This is a genomic window from Mesorhizobium sp. WSM1386 (genome assembly GCF_055901595.1).
Window position 1 is genome coordinate 2,803,161 of the sequence record NZ_CM148373.1, and the last position, 18,099, is coordinate 2,821,259.

Consider the following 18,099-nt stretch of genomic DNA (forward strand, 5'->3'; position numbering starts at 1 on the left):
CGTTATCCTCGAGCGGACGGATATGGTCCCGGAGATCATGATTGCTGCCGACCGTGCCGAGCGGTCGTTGCTAGTCTCCGCCTCATTGCCATAGCTACGGCATCGGTAGATGTTGGAAAACAAATGATGCACAGCCAACCCGGAATCGGGCGATGGTTCATTGAAGTATGGATCGTTGCGGTGCCGTCAAGTTTCCATTTATGCGGCGTGGTATGCTGACAGCGGTAAATCAGGTACCCGTCGGGGTCTGTAGTCATTTCGATATCGGTGGGCGGCGGCGGATTCTGCCCACATCGCGCTGCGGCGCTCGTTAGCATGCCATTCACTTTCTGAGGGGCATGGACGACGTTCGTCGAACGCAGATTGCCCGCGTTCCTTGCCGCCGATATGAAGGCGGCGTTTTGGAGGCGCACTGGCGGGCCTCCCAGCTCTTCTCGGCGTCCTCCTCGGAATCCGAACTTTTACGGGGGTGGGGTTGGGATTGCGACGGCGCTCATTCTCTGGATTGGACTCGAACTTCTTCCCAGCTTTCTTGGCGTTTGTGTCCGACGCTGATGCTACAAAATCTGTAACCGGCGCGTTTGCTGGCGCAATTACAACATACGTCGCGCTCGTATGGACTAAGGACATATCAGATCCGAAAGGCTTCTTCTGGCCAAGCTTCCAGTTCAAGCAGGCGATCGGGAATGCCTACGGTAGGATGATCCACAAACCCGCACCGGCCACGCGCGCGAGAGAGGCAATGTTCGGTGACACAATCGAAGGGCTGGGCGCCGTCGGCTGGGAATTTGACGGACGCGGCACGCGCGCAAAGATCCTGGCAAATTTCATTGCAGACTTCGGCTAACTCCCTTGACCCGCCGCAATCCTCGGAAGGGTGACGTGCTTGCTGATCGAGTTACTCGCCGCATCCCGCTGAAGACGTGCAAGCTCGGCCTCCGTCAGCGAAGGGAATCGGAATCGTCTTCTGGTTTTTGTGTGCTTCGTCATTCAACTCCCCACGTGGAACCGAATGACGTGCCAACTATAGAACTAACGATTTGAGTGTCTGAGGGGCAGGCTGGGCTCATATCCCACGCTACGTGGAAAAAGCGGCGCTTAGGGCGGGTCCCCGCAACCACTTCTATCATAAGGTGGTGATTTAGCAGGTCGGGCGTTGGTATCGGCTCGGTGTGTTGTTCCGGGAAGTCGTCGCACACGCAGTAACCCTACGTTTGACGGACCTCAAAGGCAAGGTATCGTTATATTGCGGCAGAGAACTAATGGTGTCTCGTATCGCTGCAGTTGGATAGTATGCATGAATGAGACGACACCGAAGTGGAAACACCTCGTGCCTGTGTCGATGCTTGGGGAAGAATAATGAATCGTCGAGATTTCATGAAGCAGTCATCGATGTCTCTTATTGCCGTTGCTGCCGATTGCAAGACGGAGGGCGGGGCCGAATCCGGCCACGACGCACCTTTGATCGACGCTCATTGTCATGTGTTCAACGCATCCGACCTGCCGACAGTACGCTTCCTTCGGCAGGTCGTATTTGACGACTTTCCCAAGCAATCAGCTAAGATCTGGGAATACGTGATCCGGATGTCGCCGATGAGTTCTACAAGCTCATTTTGCGATTGCTGGGAGCCGACAAGGCGCCAAGCGCCGATCAGGAGATCGCCTACCTGACGACAGGTCGACATGCCCAACAGTCGGCTCAATCAGCCGACAAGGCGCGCCAGGCTGCGATTGAGGACACAGCACAGCACTTGCTTGACTTGGACCGGAAAAGCAAACGGATCATCAGTATGGACGGTCTATCCGCCGGGTCTGAGCGGGCTCCGCTGGCGCAGGAAAAATTCCTGAACTACATGCTTGGGGAACCGATGGTCACGCTTTGGGCAGGCAAGGAATTTTCATATGCGCATGCCCGCGCCGCAAGTCAAAGAGCATTCAACGGTCAGAGTGCGCTCGCCAGGTATCTGAACTGGTTCAGCCTCTTCAGGCTCTATCGCCACGTCCTCGTCGAGCGTCTCGTCTCAGACACCGAACAGCAGGGCTTCCGGCCTCTGATGCTGACCCCAGCGCTGGTGGACTATGATGAATGGCTCTACGAGGACGTCGATGCCTCGCCGCTGCCGCGCCAAATGCTGGTGATGGACGGGATTTCGCAGCGCATGGCCAAGAAGGGCCCTGTTGTTCATGGTTATATGGGCTTTGATCTGCTGCGGGAGGTCGCCCATCGGGCCGGCAAGAGCGCTTTCAGTTCGCTGGCGACGATGCGGGCAGCCCTGACAGAGCACGGCTTCATTGGCGCGAAGCTTTATCCGCCCATGGGTTTTCGCGCTTCCGGCAACTCCCGACCCTATCCCTTTCGCACCGTTGCGGCTCTGGGTTTTGATCCAAGCAAACGGCTGGATGCCGCCCTGGAGGACCTTTATCGGTTGTGCGTGGAGCTGGATGCTCCCATCCTTGCCCATGCCGCTGCGTCCAATGGCTCAGGTCCTGGGTATGAAAAGCGGGGAGACCCTGCCTATTGGATCCCGATCTTCCAGAAGTTCCCGAGTTTGCGGGTATGCTTGGCCCATTTCGGCAGCTTCGATACGAAATCGGCAGGGCGCGAAGATATGCCTTTGCCGCAGGGGAGTTGGGAATGGCGGCTCGGCGAATTTGTCAAAGCCCACCCGCGGCAGAATGTTGTCGCTGACATCAGCTACTTCTCCGAGGTGCTGACAGCCAAGGCAGCGACCAGGAAATCCCTGGCAGCCTCTTTCAGGCACTGGGTGGCGGAATTTGACCCTGAATGTAACCACATCCTGTTCGGGAGCGACTGGATCATCAAGCGGGCTACAGTCATTACATCGAAAGCATCAACGCCTTCCTGCGGACCGCCTGTGGCCTGTCGGACGACGCTTGTGACAAGATATTCCGGCGCAACGCGTTGCGATTTCTTCCGCTTGCACACGGCAGCCGCGGGCGGGGCCGTCTCCTGGCATACTACAGAAAAAATGGACTGGACGCGTCGCGCTTGCCGTCGATGGGTCCCGGCCTTCTGGCGCCGTTGTTCGGCAGTTAGAGATTTGTTCTCTGGACAGCACTGCCGGCCAGACCGGCAGCTTACCCCGAAGGGGGGCTGAAACCCGCCAGACTGCAATCGGCCCCAATGCGTCACTCTGGAGCATGACTCTGAATGTTCGCAGACTTTGTTAGTTAGAGGGGATAGCATCACGGGAGTATACGGAACGATACGGGAAGATTTCTTATTTTGGCCCACGAAAAACTCAGTAAAATCAAGGATTTTGACACATCCTCCGGGCCCACCATTATCGTTGTTTATCAATGACTTAGCGGAATTTTTGGACTTGGTCAGCCAAGTCAAGACTGGCGAACCTCCGCGCATCGCATTGATATTGTTGATTTATGGTGGGCTTCCGTGGACTCGGTTGCAACGGAGGCGGAATGCACCGCACCGCAGTCCAGGGGTTGAATGGGTTCGGAGTATCCAGGCCAGATGCGTACGTCTTAGATCTTCAGGTGCTGAAGAACTCGGCCCGCCGTTCCCTCCGCAACCTCGCCGGCATCATCGATGCGACCAAGCTTCAGCACAGCCCAACTGTCGGCGATGCCCAGCGCGAAGGGCAGGTTTTGCTCGACGATCAGGATCGTCGTGCCGTTGGCCCGGCGCTCTTCCTTGAGTACAGCGGCGATGCGTTCGACGACCGACGGCTGCAGGCCTTCGGAAATCTCGTCGATCAGCAGCAGCTTTGGCCGCAACATCAGAGCGCGGCCCAGAATAAGCATCTTCTGCTCGCCGCCGGATAGGGTTCCGGCTCGTTGCGACAGGCGGTCCCTGAGGAACGGAAAATGCCCATAGACCCGCTCCACCGCTTGCGCAAAGCCGCGATCCGACCGCAGAGCGAGCCGCAGGTTGTCGCGCACGCTGAGATCCTGGAACAGGGCCTGCTCCTGAGGGGCATAGCCGACACCGGATGAGATCAGCGAGGCCTGGGAGAGGCCTGACATCGAAGTACCGTCAAGGCGGATGTCGCCTGAACGCAATGCCACGAAACCGAGAATGGTTTTGAGCACCGTGGTCTTGCCCATCCCGTTCTTGCCCATCAGCGCAAAAATCTGTCCGGGCGCGATAGAGAGCGACAGCGCCTCGATAATGGCAACCGGCCCATAGCCGCTCGAAATGTTCGACAGCGCTAGTTTCGGCACGGTGGTTTTGGCTTCCTCAAGCATGGGCGGCTCCCGAGTAGATCGTCCTGACCATTTCGGAATTGACGACGTCGTCGACGCTACCGTCGAGCACCAGCTTGCCCTGGTGGAGAACGACGATCCTGGTCGAGATGTCGCGGACGAAATCGAGATCGTGCTCGACCAGGATGGCGGCGAAGCCAAGGTCGCCGGTCAGCTTCTGCAGCGTCGCACCGATGGTGGTGCGCTCGACCTTGGTGAGCCCGGCCGTCGGCTCGTCGAGCAGGATGAGTTTTGGCTCGAGCGCAACGACCATGGCGAGCTCGAGACTCTGCTTCTGCCCATGCGACAACAGCGACACCCGTTGGCTAAGCATCTGGTCGAGGCCGGTGGAACGCAAGATATCGGTGGCGGCGGCCGGCAATCCAAGCGTGGCGGAGCGGCGGAGCAGGCTCGGCGCCTGGCGCGAGGCGCGTGCCATGCGCAGGCAGTCGGCTACGGTCAGGCTATCGAAAACGCTCGCCACCTGGAACTTGCGGCCGACGCCAAGCGCCACGATTTTATCCGGTGTCATGCCGCTGATGTTGCGGCCTGCGATATTGACGCTTCCGGTTGTGGCCTCAGTGCCATCGCTGAGACATCGCATCAGTGTCGTCTTGCCCGCGCCATTGGGGCCAACAAGGCTGACCAGTTCGCCCGAGCGAACGTCGAGGTCGATACCTTGCAGCACCTGCAGGCTGCCGAAGGCTTTGCCGAGGCCGCTGACGGAGAGCACGCGGTCGCCCTCGGCGCTGCGGTTCCCGGCCGTCTCGACGGCGATGGCCGGGCTGCCGGCTTGGTTGGTCTGCGCGGCATTGCGGCGTGGCATCAGCATTGCCAACAATTGCGCCAGCCCGTTCGGCAACAGGATGATCATGACCACGAAAAGAGCGCCGACGACCAGGTTCCACAGGAAGGGCAAGTCGCCCGAAAGCTGGGCGCTTAGATAGTCGATGCCGATCGCGCCCATGACAGGCCCGATGATGGTGCCGCGGCCGCCAAGGGCGGTCCAGATGACGATTTCGGTGCCGAAGACGAAGCCGGTATTTTCCGGCGCCACCACACCCGACGCATTGGCATAGACGAAGCCGGCAATGCCGGCGACGCCGGCGAGGATCGTTGTCAGCACGATCTTCAGCCGTTGCGGATCGAGGCCGAGATAGGCGCAGCGCGCTTCATTGTCGCGAATGGCGATGAGCAGCTTGCCGGCGTCGGAGCGGGTGAAGACCAGGGCGACGACAGTGGTGACAATCAGGCAGATGCCGGCAAACCTGAAATATCCCGGCAGGCCAAGCGGCAGGCCGGAATAGCCGACCAGCCCGCTGCTCGATCCAGTCCACACGCCACCCGAAAACACCAGCTGCGTCACAACGATCGGCACAACCAGCGAGATCACCGTCGCATAGAGCGGCGTCGAGCCATGGCCGAACGACAGCCAGCCGACGAAGGCGCCGAGCAGCACCGGCACGAGGATCGCCAGGGCAAACGCCAATGCCAGAAAGGCGGGCGTCGAGCCGAGATGGCTGAGCACCATGGCGCTGGCATAGGCGCCGGTGCCGAAGAACGCCGCCTGGCCGAAGGTCAGCACCCCGGTGTAGCCCCACAGGATGTCGACGGTCACCGCCAGCATGGCGTAGATCATCGAGCGGGTCAGCACGTTGAGCGTAAAGCGGTCGAACAGCGCAGGGCCGATGATGACGACGACCGCCGTCGCAAGCGCGAGCGCTGCAAACAGCCAGGCCCTCGGCGGGATGGAACGGCTCTCAGGCACGGGCAAATCCCTTCGGACTGATGCGCAGCACCAGGGCGCAAAGGACCGCCACCGTGATGCCGCCAAGAATGGGGCTGACGAAGGTGCTGACCAGAACCTGGACGCCACCGAAAACGAGGCAGGCGATGGCCAGCGTCGAGAAAGACGAGCCGGCAACCATGACCAGCATGAACGAGCCGATCAGCCAGGCGACGCCCATGTTCGGATCGACGCTGGTCAGCGGCGTCAGAAGCACGCCGGCGAGTGCTGCGAGCCCGGTGCCGACCATGAAGGTAACCAGACGCACGCGTGCGGTGTCGATGCCGAGCGCGCGCGCCAGCATCTCGTTCATGATGACCGCTTGCGCCGACAGGCCGAGCCGCGTGCCTTCGAGCAGGAAGGTGAAGGCAAGCCCGATGATCAGTGCGGCCGCGACGGCAAACAGCCGGTAGAGCGAATAGCCTATGCCGAACACATCGACCGTGCCCGACAGAAGATTGGGAGTGAACTGCACGTCGCGCCCGAACCACAGCGTGATCAGCTGGCCGATGACGATGCCCAGCCCCCAGGTCGCCAGGATGGCGTCGAGCGGCCGGCGATAGAGCGGCCGCACGATTGCCAGTTCGGTGATGCCGCCAAGGATTGCGCCGACGGAAAAGGCAATCGGCAGCGCTGCCCAAGGATTGAGCCCGAGGCCGGCCGTCGCCACCGCGCAGTAAGCGCCGATGGTCAGCCAGGCGCCATGGGCGAAATTGATGATCTTCAGCACGCCGAAGATCGCAAGCAGGCCGGCAGCGACGATGAACAGGATCGCCGCCGTCGTCACCATGTCCAGGAGAAGCGTCATGGCAGGTCCCCGATGGTGTGGAACGGGGCGGCACACGGCCGCCCCGTTGCGATTAGAGGGGCGATTACAGGTTCGGGCACTGCTGGCCGGGGTCGACGCCTTCGAATTTGTCGACCACCGTCACCGAGCCGTCCGCCTTCACCTGGCCGAGATACATGGTCAGCGGAGCATGGTGCTGCTTGCTCATCGAGACCATGCCACGCGGGCCGGCGAAGGATACCTCGGCAAGTGCTGCGAGCACAGCGGCGGTGTCGGTTGACCCGGCTTTCTCGACCGCGGCCTTGTAGAGATAGATACCCTCATATTCCGGCACCGAGAGGTCATTGGGGGTGCGCAGCTCGGCACCGAACTTCTTCCCGATCGCGGCAAGGAAGCTCTTGTTGGCGTCGCTGCCGATACTGGTCACGTAGGAAGCGGAAATGAAGATGCCGGCAGCGTCCGCGCCCATGCTCTTGGCTGTTCCCTCATCCACGGCGAGGTTGCCATAGGGAATGGTGACCCCGGCGCCGCGCAGCTGCTTGGTCAAGGTGACGTTGGGTGCCCCGCCGGCGGTCGAGGTAATCACCGCATCGGCGCCGGAGCTCTTCAGGTTGGAGATGATCGCTGTCCAGTCGCTGCCTTCCATCGGCAGATACTCCTCGCCGACGACGCTGGCGCCAGACTTCTCGATATAGGCCTTGGCGAATTCCAGCATGCCGCGGCCGAACGCGTAGTCCGAGCCGATCAGGAAGAACTTCTTGGCGCCTTGCGTCTTGATGAAATTGTCGACGATCGGCGGCACCTGCTGCTCCGGCACCCAGGCATTGACGAACAGGTTGGCATTGCAGGATTTGCCCTCGTAGAACGAGGTGTAGATGTAGGGGATGTCGCCCTTGGTGATGATCGGCAGGCCGGCATTGCGGGCAGCACTGGTCTCCATGGTGATGACGGCGTTGACCTCCTTCTGGAAGACCAGCGAATCGAAGGCCTTCTGGGCGCCCGCCGCACCCGAGGCATCGTCGGCGATCTCCAGCGCAAGCTGGCGTTCCAGTACGCCGCCAGCAGCGTTGATTTCGGCGACCGCAAGTTCCGCCGATTGCACCACCGACGGCGCGACGACGCTGTTGGCGCCAGACAAGCCGACCGGGATGCCGATCTTGATCGGACCGTCCGCGGCGAAGGCGGCACTGCTCAGGGCGGCGCTGGCCAATGCAAGGATCACTGCTCTGTTCTTCATGGTATTCCCCTTTCTCTGGTTGATCGTACCGGGTAGTGCCGGCTTCTTCTTGGTTATCCGTAGACGTCGCTGCGGCGGTCGCCGATGGCGTCGTTGCGTTCGCTCAGCGCGCGCGCCTTGGCGACCTCGCCGAGGTTGATCGTGGCGATGAGGATTTCCTCGTCGGCTTCACTGGCCGGCCCGGCGATCGGCCAGCCGGTCGGGCCGACGATCAGGCTCCTGCCGACAAAGGGCTGGCCGCGCTCTATGCCGACACGGTCGGCGCAGGCGATGTAGATGCCGTTGCTGTGCGCGGCCGCCTTGTGCAGGATGTTGGCCATCGGCTCCGGGTGGTCACCCTGAGCGGGCATCGGCACCCAGTTGGTCGGCACGCAGACCAGCTCGGCGCCCTTCAGCGCCAGCTGCCGGTAGGTCTCCGGGAACCAGCCGTCATAGCAGATCGCCACGCCGATCCGGCCGATCGCGGTCTCGAACACCGGCAGGCCGAGATTGCCCGGCTGGAAGTAGAGTTTTTCGCGATTCCACAAATGCAGCTTGCGGTAGGTGCCGATGGGACCCGAAGGCCCGCACAGCATGGCGGCGTTGAAGAACCGGTCGCCGTCGCGCTCGGCAAGGCCGCTGACGATGTGGAGACCGAGTTCGCTGGCCAGCGAGCACAGCAGCGCTGCACTGCGTCCCTCCGGAATGGGTGCTGCGAGTTGGGCGAGTTCCTCCTGGCTGTCGAAGACATAGCCGCTGTCGGCGAGTTCCGGCAGTACCACCACCGATGCGCCGAGACCGGCGGCCTGGCGGATCAGCCGCTCCATCGATCTGAGATTCTTGTCCAGCCGGCCGATCGCAGGTTGGAACTGGATGCAGGCCAGACGGAGGTCTGTGGATGCTGTCGCCAAGTGTGCCAAAGCCTGTCTCCAAACGCAAAAAACCCCTGGGCGCGGAAGTCATCCGCGAGCCAAGGGCTACATAGCCATCAATGTGAAACGGCATTCCTGCCGAAGAGCAAACCTGCTCGTGCTTTAAGAAGTTGCACGGACCGAAGACGGCGTCAAGTGCCTAAGATTTCGGCACCAAGCAACGGTGAAGAGTTCAATTTATATAAGTCAAATCAGCCGGTTATGAAAAGTTTCTGCTGCGACGTGCCGTCGGCGCCTTATCGATCGTTCGGCTGTTTCTGATTGCCCTGCGCGGAAATCCCGAAGCCGAAAGCCCGCATCGCTTCCTGCGCGGCGAGGATGCCGTCGGCCACGGAAACCAGCGCGACGCGCTTCGATGTCGCCTGGTCGCGGATCAATTTGTAAGCAGTCTCCTCGTCGACGCCGTTCATCTCGACCAACACCTTGACCGCCTTCTCGATGGTCCTGCGCCCTTTCAGCGTATCCTCCAGCTTGCGCACCTTGTTGGCCAGCCGACCTTCATAGCCGTAGCGATAGCGCGCGAGCGCAAACTGCGTCAGCACGCCAAGCTGCCTGAGCGGCTTGGTGATGACGCCATGGGCGTTGAGATCGATGATTGCCTTGATCGAGGTCGGGCTTTCATAGGTGACGATGGCGACCACCGCCGCACTGACGCCTTCGATCAGTGACACCATCGCGTCTGTCGGCGCCTCGCCGACCTGTACGAACACCGTATCGATGTCGCCAGGGATCGCAGCCGGCGGCGGCCACGCCGCCCTCACCTCACAGCCGAGGCGCCGCAAATGATCGACAAGTGCCGCGCCATCCTCGTCCTTGGGATGGATGACGAGGATCTTCGCTTGCCGCAGATCGTTGAGGATGCGTTTGAGCGTTGCCGTCATAGTTTTACAGCCACGGCTCTTCGAAATGGGTCGAGGCGAGATAGGGGTCGGGCCGGATTGCGACCTGCGACTGCCAGGCAATGTCGAACTGGCCGGCAGCGTTGGCGATGCCGATGCGTGGTGTCGACCAGACGTGGCGGTTTTCCTGGTCGAACATCATCCGTCCCTCTGGCGACGCATAGTCGACTTCAAGCGCTGCCTGGCTGAGGCGGAAGGTGTCGAGGGTTCCCGCCTTCTCCAGCGCGCGGGCGAACAGATGCACTTGCGTATAGGCGGTTTGCGACCACATGGTCGCCGTCGTCCGGTCGCCGAACCGGCGGGCGAGCTCGCCGACGAAGCGCTGGTTCTCGCCGCTGTCGACGCTCGCCAGATAAGGGGCCGCCAGCACATGGCCGGTGCAATGCTCGGCGCCGATGACGCGGATCTCGCCTTCGGCCAAGGTCAGGCTGGCGATCGGCCGCTTTGCCCGGTCGATGCCGGCTTCGGCATAGAGCCTGTAGAGGATTTGCGCACTGCGCCCGATCACCGTCGAGAACACCGCGTCCGGGGCGGCCTTCTCGATGTCGGCCATCAGCCGGCGCATCCGGCGTTCGTCGGCATCGAGCGGCACATATTGTTCCTCGACGATCGTGCCGCCCTTGCATTCCAAAAGGTCGCGCATGACCCGGTTGGATTCATGCGGATAAATGTAGTCGGACCCGGCCATGAACACGCGCGGCCCGTAGCGCTGCAGGATGAAGTCGGCCAGCGCGAAGGTGTTCTGATTGAGCGTGGCGCCGGTGTAGAGGACGTTTTCTGAATATTCGAAGCCCTCATAGATCGAGGGGTACCAAAGCAGGCCGTTGTAGCGCTCGACGATCGGCAGCACGGCCTTGCGGCTACCCGACATCGAACAGCCGAAGATGACATTGACGTCGTCCTCAGTCAGAAGCCTGCGGGCGAGCGATCGAAACGCCTCGGGGTCGCTACCAGGATCGTAGGCTATGGGCTCGATCTGCCGCCCCAGCACGCCGCCGCCGGCATTGATCTCCTCGATGGCAAGCGCCGTCCCGTAGAAATGCTCGCTTTCGGTGACCGAGGTGATGCCGCTGCGCGAAAAAAGGATGCCGACGCGCCATGTCTGGGCTGTTCCTGTCACGGCAATCCTCCCTGCTCTTTTCCGGCAAAGGCCTATTGCACGCGAGGCCTCATGGCAATCGCCATCGGGACAGCCGGCCGTAGTTGCGACCGGTCCCGGAGAGTTGATCTTCATCCCCGCGTTTTCTCTAATATATTGGGAACACGCCCAGAGGGCGACGATCTAGCGGGCTCTCTGATCGAACCAAAGTTGACGCAACTACGATGTTCAGGGGCGCCGGCAATGTCTGCAATCTGGCAACAGCAAAGATCACGTCAACAGCTGACATGCGGCGCGGAGCTGACATTCAAGCGGAGTCATTGTTATCGGGTTCGCCAGACCATACGAGATCATACGAGAGATATGGGTTGGCGAACCAGCCGCTGAAATATTGATTTTGTGTAGAAAGTACTGACCCTCCGGGCCCACCATTATCGTTCTCCATCGCCACACCTTGTTGGCCTGTCGCCATCTTTTTTGGGCGAAATCGGGTGGTTTGGCGTGAAGTTTGCAGGCCCACTGTCCCAGGTGAGATCATACAAGAGATATGGGCTGGCGAATCAGCCGATAAAGTGTTGATTTTGTGTAGAAAATGCTGCCGAGACAATCTCGCGAGCCCACGCCTAGATCACCGTCTCTCCCCCATCGATAACCAGAATCTGGCCCGTCATGTACGAGGACCGGTCGGACACAAGAAACAGCACTGCCTCCGCGATTTCCTCGACGCTTGCCCAACGACCAAGCGGCACTTTTTCGCGGATGTAGGCTTCGATGGCTTCCCGTCCTCCCATCTGTGCGATGAAGGGGCCGTTGAAGGGTGTATCCACCCAACCGGGGCAAAGCGCGTTGACGCGAATGCCGAAGCGGCCATAGTCGCCCGCCATCTGCTTCGTCATCGCGATCACCGCGTGCTTGGTCGTCGTATAGGCGATCATCTCGCGGTCGTAGAGCACGCCGGAGCTCGACGACGTGTTGAGGATGACCCCGCGACCCGCCTTTTTCATGAAGGGCATGACGATGCGGGCACCGAGGAAGTGAGCCCGCACGTTGAGTGTCCAGGACGTGTCGAAGCCTTTGACGCTCACACCGAGCACGTCACCCTCTACCTGTATGCCGGCATGATTGTGCAGGATGTCGATCCCGCCTTGTGTGTCGATGAAATCGCGGAAGCCGGCTTCAAGCGCCTGATCGTCGGTCAGGTCGAACACAAGCGCTTTCGCCCGGCCACCAGCAGCAACAATCTGGTCGACAGTCGCGTTCGCGCCGTCAGCACTGCGGTCCGTCACGCCGACCACCGCACCCTCGCGCGCGATGATCAGCGCTGCCGCCCTGCCGATGCCCGATCCCGCCCCGGTGACGATCGCGGTCCTGTCCTTCAGGATCATCTTTCAGTCCCCTTTCTCGCCGGCCCGTAATCCTGCATCATCCGGTGGACGAGCCCCCCAAGCTTGGGTGCGCGCCGATCAACCTCTGGGGAAAACAGGCATGTACGACTTCGGCCCCTTCAAGTTCGAGTCGAAGCAGGATTTTTTCGACAAGGCAATCCGTTTCTGGAATCCCGACAAGACCAGGTTCTGGCAGAAAGCCGGGATCGATCTGGTGATCGGCAGGCGGGAAGGCTATTTCCTCTACGACATGTCGGGCCGCCGCCTGATCGACCTGCACCTCAATGGCGGCACCTATAATCTCGGTCACCGCAATCCGGAGCTGGTGGAGACGCTGAAGAGCGCGCTCGATTATTTCGATATCGGCAACCACTGGTTCCCCTCCGTGGCGCGGACGGCGCTGGCCGAATCCCTGGTCAATGTCTCACCGGGAATGAAATATGCGATCTTCGCGCCAGGCGGCGCGGAGGCGGTGGACATCGCCATCAAGAGCGCTCGCTATGCCACCAAGCGGCGCAAGATCGTGTCGATCATCAAGGGTTATCACGGGCATTCGGGGCTCGCGGTGGCGACCGGCGACGATCGCTTCACCAAGATCTTTCTTTCCGACCAGCCGGAGACGTTTATCCAGGTTCCCTTCAATGATATCGACGCCATGGAGCAGGCGCTGAAGGGTGAAGACGTCGCGGCGTTGATCATGGAGACGATCCCCGCCACATACGGTTTCCCGATGCCGAAGGACGGCTATCTCGGCGCCTGCAAGGCGCTGTGCGAAAAACATGGCGTGATGTACATCGCCGACGAGGTCCAGACCGGCCTGATGCGGACCGGCAGCATGTGGGGCTGGCAGGCCTATGGCGTCCAGCCGGATATCATGGTGACGGCAAAGGGCCTGTCCGGCGGCCTCTATCCGATCAGCGCGACGCTCGTGAACGACAGGGCCGGAGGCTGGCTCAACGAGGACGGGGCGGCCCACATTTCGACCACCGGCGGGGCCGAACTCGGCTGTGTCGTTGCTCACAAGGTCATCGAGATGCTGCAGCGGCCTGAACTGGTGGCCAATGTCGGCACCGTGACCGAGTTCATGGCGCAGGCCATGCGTGAGATGCAGGCTCGCCACGGCGATATCTTCACCGGCGTGCGCCAGAAAGGCGTGATCCTCGGCCTGGAGTTCAGCAATCATCCGGAAGGCGCCGTGTTCGTCTCGCGTGCACTCTACGAGCAGGGCGTGTGGGCGATTTTCTCGTCGCTCGACAAGCGGGTGCTGCAATGGAAGCCTGGCGTTCTTCTGGATTACGAAACCTGCCGGGACATCATGGATCGTTTCGATGCCGCGATGCCACGCGCCCGCGAGCTGCTGCATCAGGCAGGCAAGGCGAGTTGACATGCCCCGAACCTGGTTGAAACTGCCAGGCATCGAGTGCGGGCTGGCCACTGGACTTGCCGGGATAGCCCAGGGTCGGGCAGGGGACGATGGTGTAATGATCGGGCAGGACGGACAATGACGGATTTCGACGCGCTCACTCACGACCAGCAACTCGGCATCCTGCAGGAGACGGCGGAGGCGGCCACCGCCAACTACGACTTGCCGGCGGATGTCTCCGTCGAGATGATCAACCTGTCGGAGAACGCGACTTACAAGATTGCAGCTCGCGACGGCCGGCGCTGGGCGCTTCGCATCCATCGCGACGGCTACCATTCAAGAACGGCCATCCAATCCGAACTGGCTTGGCTTACGGATCTGCGCCAGACCGGGATCGTCCCCACACCCGTTCCGGTCGCGGGCAAGGACGGCGACCAAATCCAGCTTGTCGGCCATGCCGGATTGGCGCGACCGCGCCATGTCGTGTTGTCGCAATGGGAGACCGGTTCGGAGCCGGGCATAGGCGAGGCGCTTGGCGAGCCCTTCGAGGTGCTGGGCGAGGTGACGGCCCGTATGCATATCCATGCCCGGCAGTGGCGGCGCCCTTCCTGGTTCAGCCGTCACGTGTGGGATTTCGAGACAAGCCTCGGTGAGGAAAGACCCCATTGGGGGCGCTGGCGCGACGGCATGGGCGTCGACGCCGCGAAAGCCAAACTCTTTGGCCGTGCCGCGGAGCTGATCGGCCGCAGGCTCGATGCCTTCGGCAAGGGCCAAGACCGGTTCGGCCTCATTCATTGCGACCTGCGGCTCGCCAACCTTTTGATCGACGGCAAGACGGTTAAGGTCATCGACTTCGACGACTGCGGCTTCGGCTGGTTTATGTACGACGCGGCAACGCCCATCTCTTTCTACGAGCACGAGCCTCAGGCGGCCGATCTGATCCAATCGTGGACGATCGGCTATCGCCGCGTGCTTGACCTGCCCAAGGCGGACGAGGACGAGATCCCGACTTTCGTGATGCTGCGCCGCCTGTTGCTGGTTGCATGGATCGGCTCGCACGCTGAAACCGACCTCGCCAGGTCGATGGGCTTCCCATACACCGAGGGAACGGTCGGGCTGTGCGAGGCCTATCTGAGCAAGTTTTCCTAGAGCAATTCAGGAAAAGCATGAGCGCTTTCGCTTGGGAATAGCTTCAAAACAAGAAGATAGATCGGTTCGCGATGAACAGCTTTATGCCAGGGCCTCCAAGCTCTCCGGCAGGATCTGGCCGCCATCGACAATGATCGTCTGCCCGGTCACGTATCCGGCTTCCTTCGACGCAAAGTAGAGTGCAGCGTAGCCGATGTCCTCCACGGTTCCGAGCCGCTTGAGCGGGACAGAGGCGGCCATGGTCTTCTGGTAGTCCTCGCCCAGGCCGGCAAGGCCCTCGGTGATGATGTTGCCTGGCATGACGGCGTTGACGGTGATGCCATATTTCGCCAGCTCGATGCAGGCGGTGCGCATGAAACCAAGTTGCCCGGCCTTGGTGGCGCCGTAATGCGACCAGCCGGGAAAACCGGTGACCGGGCCGGTGATCGATGACGTCAGCACGACCCGGCCCTGGTCGGATTTCTTGAGATAGGCAATCGCCGCCTTGACCGCGTGGAAGGTGCCTTTGAGGTTGGTGTCGACGACCTCGTCCCATTGTTGCGAAGTCATCTCCTCGAGCCGGGCCTGCGGGAAAATTCCGGCATTGGCGCACAACACGTCGATGCCCCCGTTTTTCGCGGCCGCTGTCGCAAAGGCGCTCTCGATGCTGGCAAGCGACGTGACGTCGCCAACCACGCCGAAGGCACCGTGGCCGATCTCGGCGGCAGCAGCCTCTGCCTGGTCGAGATGGCGCGCGATGATGGCGACCTTGGCGCCAGATAGCGCAAACACCCGCGCTATGCCCTTGCCGATGCCTTTCGATCCGCCGGTAACAACGACGGACCGACCCTTCAAAGATTGGGTCATGATCTGGAGCTCCAAAATGAGACGGGGACAGAGCGATACTCTGTCCCCGTCGCCGAAAAGGATGCCAGGGCGGCGTCCGCCCCTAGCCTTCGTTCACCATGTGACCGATGTTCTCGTACGCCTTGGGGTTGGCGGATTTCAGCACGAAGCCCCAGATCAGGCCGACGACAAGGATCGCAAGCCCGACATAGGGGATGCTCCTGGCAAAGCCATTGGTGCCGCCGAGCGTCGCGAGATTGGCCACCAGCGTGTAGACGAGGAGCAGCTGGACAACCAGCGAGATCAACGGCGCAATGACTGTCGTCAGCAGGCTGCCGCCGCCGTTCTTCTTGAACCACATGTAGATCGCCAGCGAGACGACGGCCTGCAGCACGAGCAGCAATCCGGTGCCCAGCACCGCGAACAGAGTATAGACACCGAGCCAGGCCTGTCCCGACGGATCGTCGAAGCCGTAGGCCAGACCGTAGAGCAGGACCCATATCGCCGCCAGCACCGACTGCAGCGCCGAGGCCTTGTGCGGGCTCTTGTGGTGGTCATGCGTCTCCGCGATCACCTGCGGCAGGACGCCTTCGCGCGCCAGCGAGTACAGATAGCGGGAAGCGGTGTTGTGGAAGGCCATGCCGCAGGCGAAGGAACTGGTCAGGATAAGCAGCGACATCAGCTGGTAGCCCCAGCCGCCGACATAATTCTGAACCGGTGTCAGGAAGAAGTTCACGCCGTCGGAGAAGGCCTTGGCCACCATGTCGGCCTCGGTGGGATAGGCCGCCACCGCGCACCAGCTGACAAAGGTATAGAACAGGCCAAGGCCAATCACCGAAATCAACAGCGACTGTGGAATGATGCGCTTGGGATCACGGGATTCCTCGGCGTAGTTCGGCGCCATCTCGAAGCCGACCCACGACCAGAACGCCATGAAGATACCGACGGCGGCCTCGCCGGCGGGTATGGCCACATCGCCGACTTTCTGCTCGGCGACAGGCGTGAACACCTTGAACACATTTAGTGAATCGCCGGAAAAATTCGTCGGGCCATGAGCGAAAAGCACGCCCAGCGAGAAGATCACCAGCATGATCACTTCAAGAATGAGTGCGATCCCGAGCAGCCTTGCCGACACCTTCACATCACGATAGGCAAGCGCCGCGATGACCACGATCATGGCGAGCGCGAGCACGATCCACGGCACGTTGATGCCGAAATGCTGGGAAATCCAAAGATTGCCGAAAAATGCAAACAGACCAGTGAGAGAGGCTTCGAACAGTGAGTAGCAGGCGAGCGAGCCAATGCCCGCCGACATGCCGACCTCGCGGCCGAGCCCTTGGCTGATGAAGGAGTAGAAGCCGCCGACGGACGAGACGCGCGATGCCATCGCGGCATAGCCGACCGAGAAGATGGTCAGCACGATCGTCGCCATCAGGAAGGCGGCCGGCGTGTATTTGCCGATGCCGTAGCCTGCCGCGAACGGCACGTTGCCCAGCATCGCCGACATTGGCGCCGCGCCGGTGACGGCCAGAAAGAGCACTCCCGCGAGCCCCACGGCCTTGGAGTGCAAAAGATTGATGCTGTTACTCTTCGAGACGTCGATCGTCCCGCGTGCAGTTTCTATGGCCATGAAGCCCTCTCCATTCGTGACAGCTGTATTTGGTCCCCGCACGTGGCGGCCGATGTGTCCCAGCCTGCGTGTGCAGCCATCACACTACGGACGCTGCGTCACTTTGCCAAGTCCATGATTTTGCATAGCTCGCCGCTCGACATGACGTGGCAGTAGATCATGTTGATGATTTCGAGTTCTTTGCGATGAAGCTCCTCGGTCGCCGCCGCGCAGCAATCCTCGATCACGATGACGGCATAGCTCTCATCCGCCAGGCTGCGCACGGTCGAGGACACACACTGGTCCGTGAAGATGCCGCAGCAGATGACATTCCTGATGCCGAGATTGTGCAGAATCAGGCGCAGATTTGTTCCTGTCAGCGCTGAATCGGTGGTCTTGGTGACCACGATTTCGTCGCCGGCCGGCTGAAGCTCGGCAACCAGCTGCGACGGCGCGTCGTTCTTTGGCAGCAGCAAATTGTTCCAGCCCGGCATTTTCTGAGAGAGCGAACGGTCGCGGCCGTCGTTGGTGTGGCTGGCGATACGGGCAAAAAGGCATTCGATGCCATTTTGCCGTGCCAGATCGAGCAGTCTTGCCGTGTTCGGTATGACCGTGCCGTGCATGCGCTCGTGGAACGGCGTCCACAGATCGTACCGATGCTGTTCTTCTGGCGGAAGCGAGGCGCGATCCGGCCGTTCCAGGTATGTGTTCTGAACGTCGATGACCAGGATGGCGGTTTGCGCCGGCACCAGCACCGGATCATCCGGCTCGGGTGCACCGAGGTAGTAGAGCGAACGGTATCCGGTTTTCCAGCTCATGCGATCC

General features: G+C 61.1%; 15 protein-coding genes. 4 read left to right on the forward strand and 11 right to left on the reverse strand.

Features of this window, described 5'->3' with window-relative positions; genetic code table 11:
- Positions 1-505 precede the first annotated feature (505 nt).
- Complete coding sequence (locus AC0NIH_RS13650) at positions 506-847, forward strand: hypothetical protein (protein ID WP_473468955.1); 342 nt, start codon at positions 506-508, stop codon at positions 845-847.
- 766 nt (positions 848-1,613) lie between these two features.
- The gene (locus AC0NIH_RS13655; protein ID WP_473468958.1) at positions 1,614-3,119 is read left to right on the forward strand and encodes an amidohydrolase family protein; all 1,506 of its coding nucleotides are present in this window, start codon (positions 1,614-1,616) and stop codon (positions 3,117-3,119) included.
- Between the two features lie 385 nt (positions 3,120-3,504).
- Here AC0NIH_RS13655 and AC0NIH_RS13660 read toward each other — a convergent pair whose 3' ends face one another.
- The 8 genes from AC0NIH_RS13660 to AC0NIH_RS13695 all read right to left on the reverse strand — a co-directional run bounded on the left by AC0NIH_RS13660 (position 3,505) and on the right by AC0NIH_RS13695 (position 12,328).
- Positions 3,505-4,227 carry an ABC transporter ATP-binding protein gene (locus tag AC0NIH_RS13660; protein ID WP_473468960.1) on the reverse strand — a complete coding sequence of 241 codons (723 nt, stop codon included), beginning with the start codon at positions 4,225-4,227 and terminating at the stop codon, positions 3,505-3,507.
- The gene (locus AC0NIH_RS13665; RefSeq protein WP_473468963.1) at positions 4,220-5,998 is read right to left on the reverse strand and encodes a branched-chain amino acid ABC transporter ATP-binding protein/permease; all 1,779 of its coding nucleotides are present in this window, start codon (positions 5,996-5,998) and stop codon (positions 4,220-4,222) included. Before AC0NIH_RS13665 ends, AC0NIH_RS13660 begins: the two co-directional genes overlap by 8 nt.
- Positions 5,985-6,818 (reverse strand): branched-chain amino acid ABC transporter permease, encoded by an 834-nt coding sequence (locus tag AC0NIH_RS13670; protein WP_473468965.1) that lies wholly within the window; start codon positions 6,816-6,818, stop codon positions 5,985-5,987. Before AC0NIH_RS13670 ends, AC0NIH_RS13665 begins: the two co-directional genes overlap by 14 nt.
- Positions 6,819-6,882: 64 nt before the next feature.
- On the reverse strand, positions 6,883-8,034 hold the full coding sequence (locus tag AC0NIH_RS13675; protein WP_473468967.1) for a substrate-binding protein: 1,152 nt from the start codon (positions 8,032-8,034) through the stop codon (positions 6,883-6,885).
- Between the two features lie 53 nt (positions 8,035-8,087).
- Complete coding sequence (locus tag AC0NIH_RS13680) at positions 8,088-8,933, reverse strand: nitrilase family protein (RefSeq protein ID WP_473468968.1); 846 nt, start codon at positions 8,931-8,933, stop codon at positions 8,088-8,090.
- A 248-nt stretch (positions 8,934-9,181) separates the two neighbouring features.
- Positions 9,182-9,826 carry an ANTAR domain-containing response regulator gene (locus AC0NIH_RS13685; protein ID WP_473468970.1) on the reverse strand — a complete coding sequence of 215 codons (645 nt, stop codon included), beginning with the start codon at positions 9,824-9,826 and terminating at the stop codon, positions 9,182-9,184.
- 4 nt (positions 9,827-9,830) lie between these two features.
- Positions 9,831-10,964, reverse strand: a complete 1,134-nt coding sequence (locus AC0NIH_RS13690; RefSeq protein WP_023779035.1) for a transporter substrate-binding domain-containing protein — start codon at positions 10,962-10,964, stop codon at positions 9,831-9,833.
- 602 nt (positions 10,965-11,566) lie between these two features.
- Positions 11,567-12,328: an SDR family NAD(P)-dependent oxidoreductase gene (locus AC0NIH_RS13695; RefSeq protein ID WP_473468972.1), complete on the reverse strand. Its 762-nt coding sequence runs from the start codon at positions 12,326-12,328 to the stop codon at positions 11,567-11,569.
- Between the two features lie 100 nt (positions 12,329-12,428).
- Between AC0NIH_RS13695 and AC0NIH_RS13700 the strand changes: the two genes are divergently transcribed.
- Positions 12,429-13,712, forward strand: coding sequence for a class-III pyridoxal-phosphate-dependent aminotransferase (locus tag AC0NIH_RS13700; RefSeq protein ID WP_473468973.1), 1,284 nt, complete (start codon positions 12,429-12,431; stop codon positions 13,710-13,712).
- Between the two features lie 117 nt (positions 13,713-13,829).
- Entirely contained in the window at positions 13,830-14,840 is a 1,011-nt protein-coding gene (locus tag AC0NIH_RS13705) for a phosphotransferase enzyme family protein (protein WP_473468975.1), read from the forward strand.
- A gap of 81 nt (positions 14,841-14,921) precedes the next feature.
- On the opposite strand, the gene fabG is transcribed toward AC0NIH_RS13705, so the two are convergent.
- From fabG to AC0NIH_RS13720, 3 genes are all read right to left on the reverse strand, one after another.
- Positions 14,922-15,686, reverse strand: coding sequence for a 3-oxoacyl-ACP reductase FabG (gene fabG / locus AC0NIH_RS13710; protein ID WP_473468976.1), 765 nt, complete (start codon positions 15,684-15,686; stop codon positions 14,922-14,924).
- Positions 15,687-15,768: 82 nt separating this feature from the next.
- Positions 15,769-17,295, reverse strand: a complete 1,527-nt coding sequence (locus AC0NIH_RS13715; RefSeq protein WP_023766274.1) for an APC family permease — start codon at positions 17,293-17,295, stop codon at positions 15,769-15,771.
- Between the two features lie 98 nt (positions 17,296-17,393).
- The gene (locus AC0NIH_RS13720; protein ID WP_473468978.1) at positions 17,394-18,092 is read right to left on the reverse strand and encodes a cysteine hydrolase family protein; all 699 of its coding nucleotides are present in this window, start codon (positions 18,090-18,092) and stop codon (positions 17,394-17,396) included.
- Between the last annotated feature and the right edge of the window lie 7 nt (positions 18,093-18,099).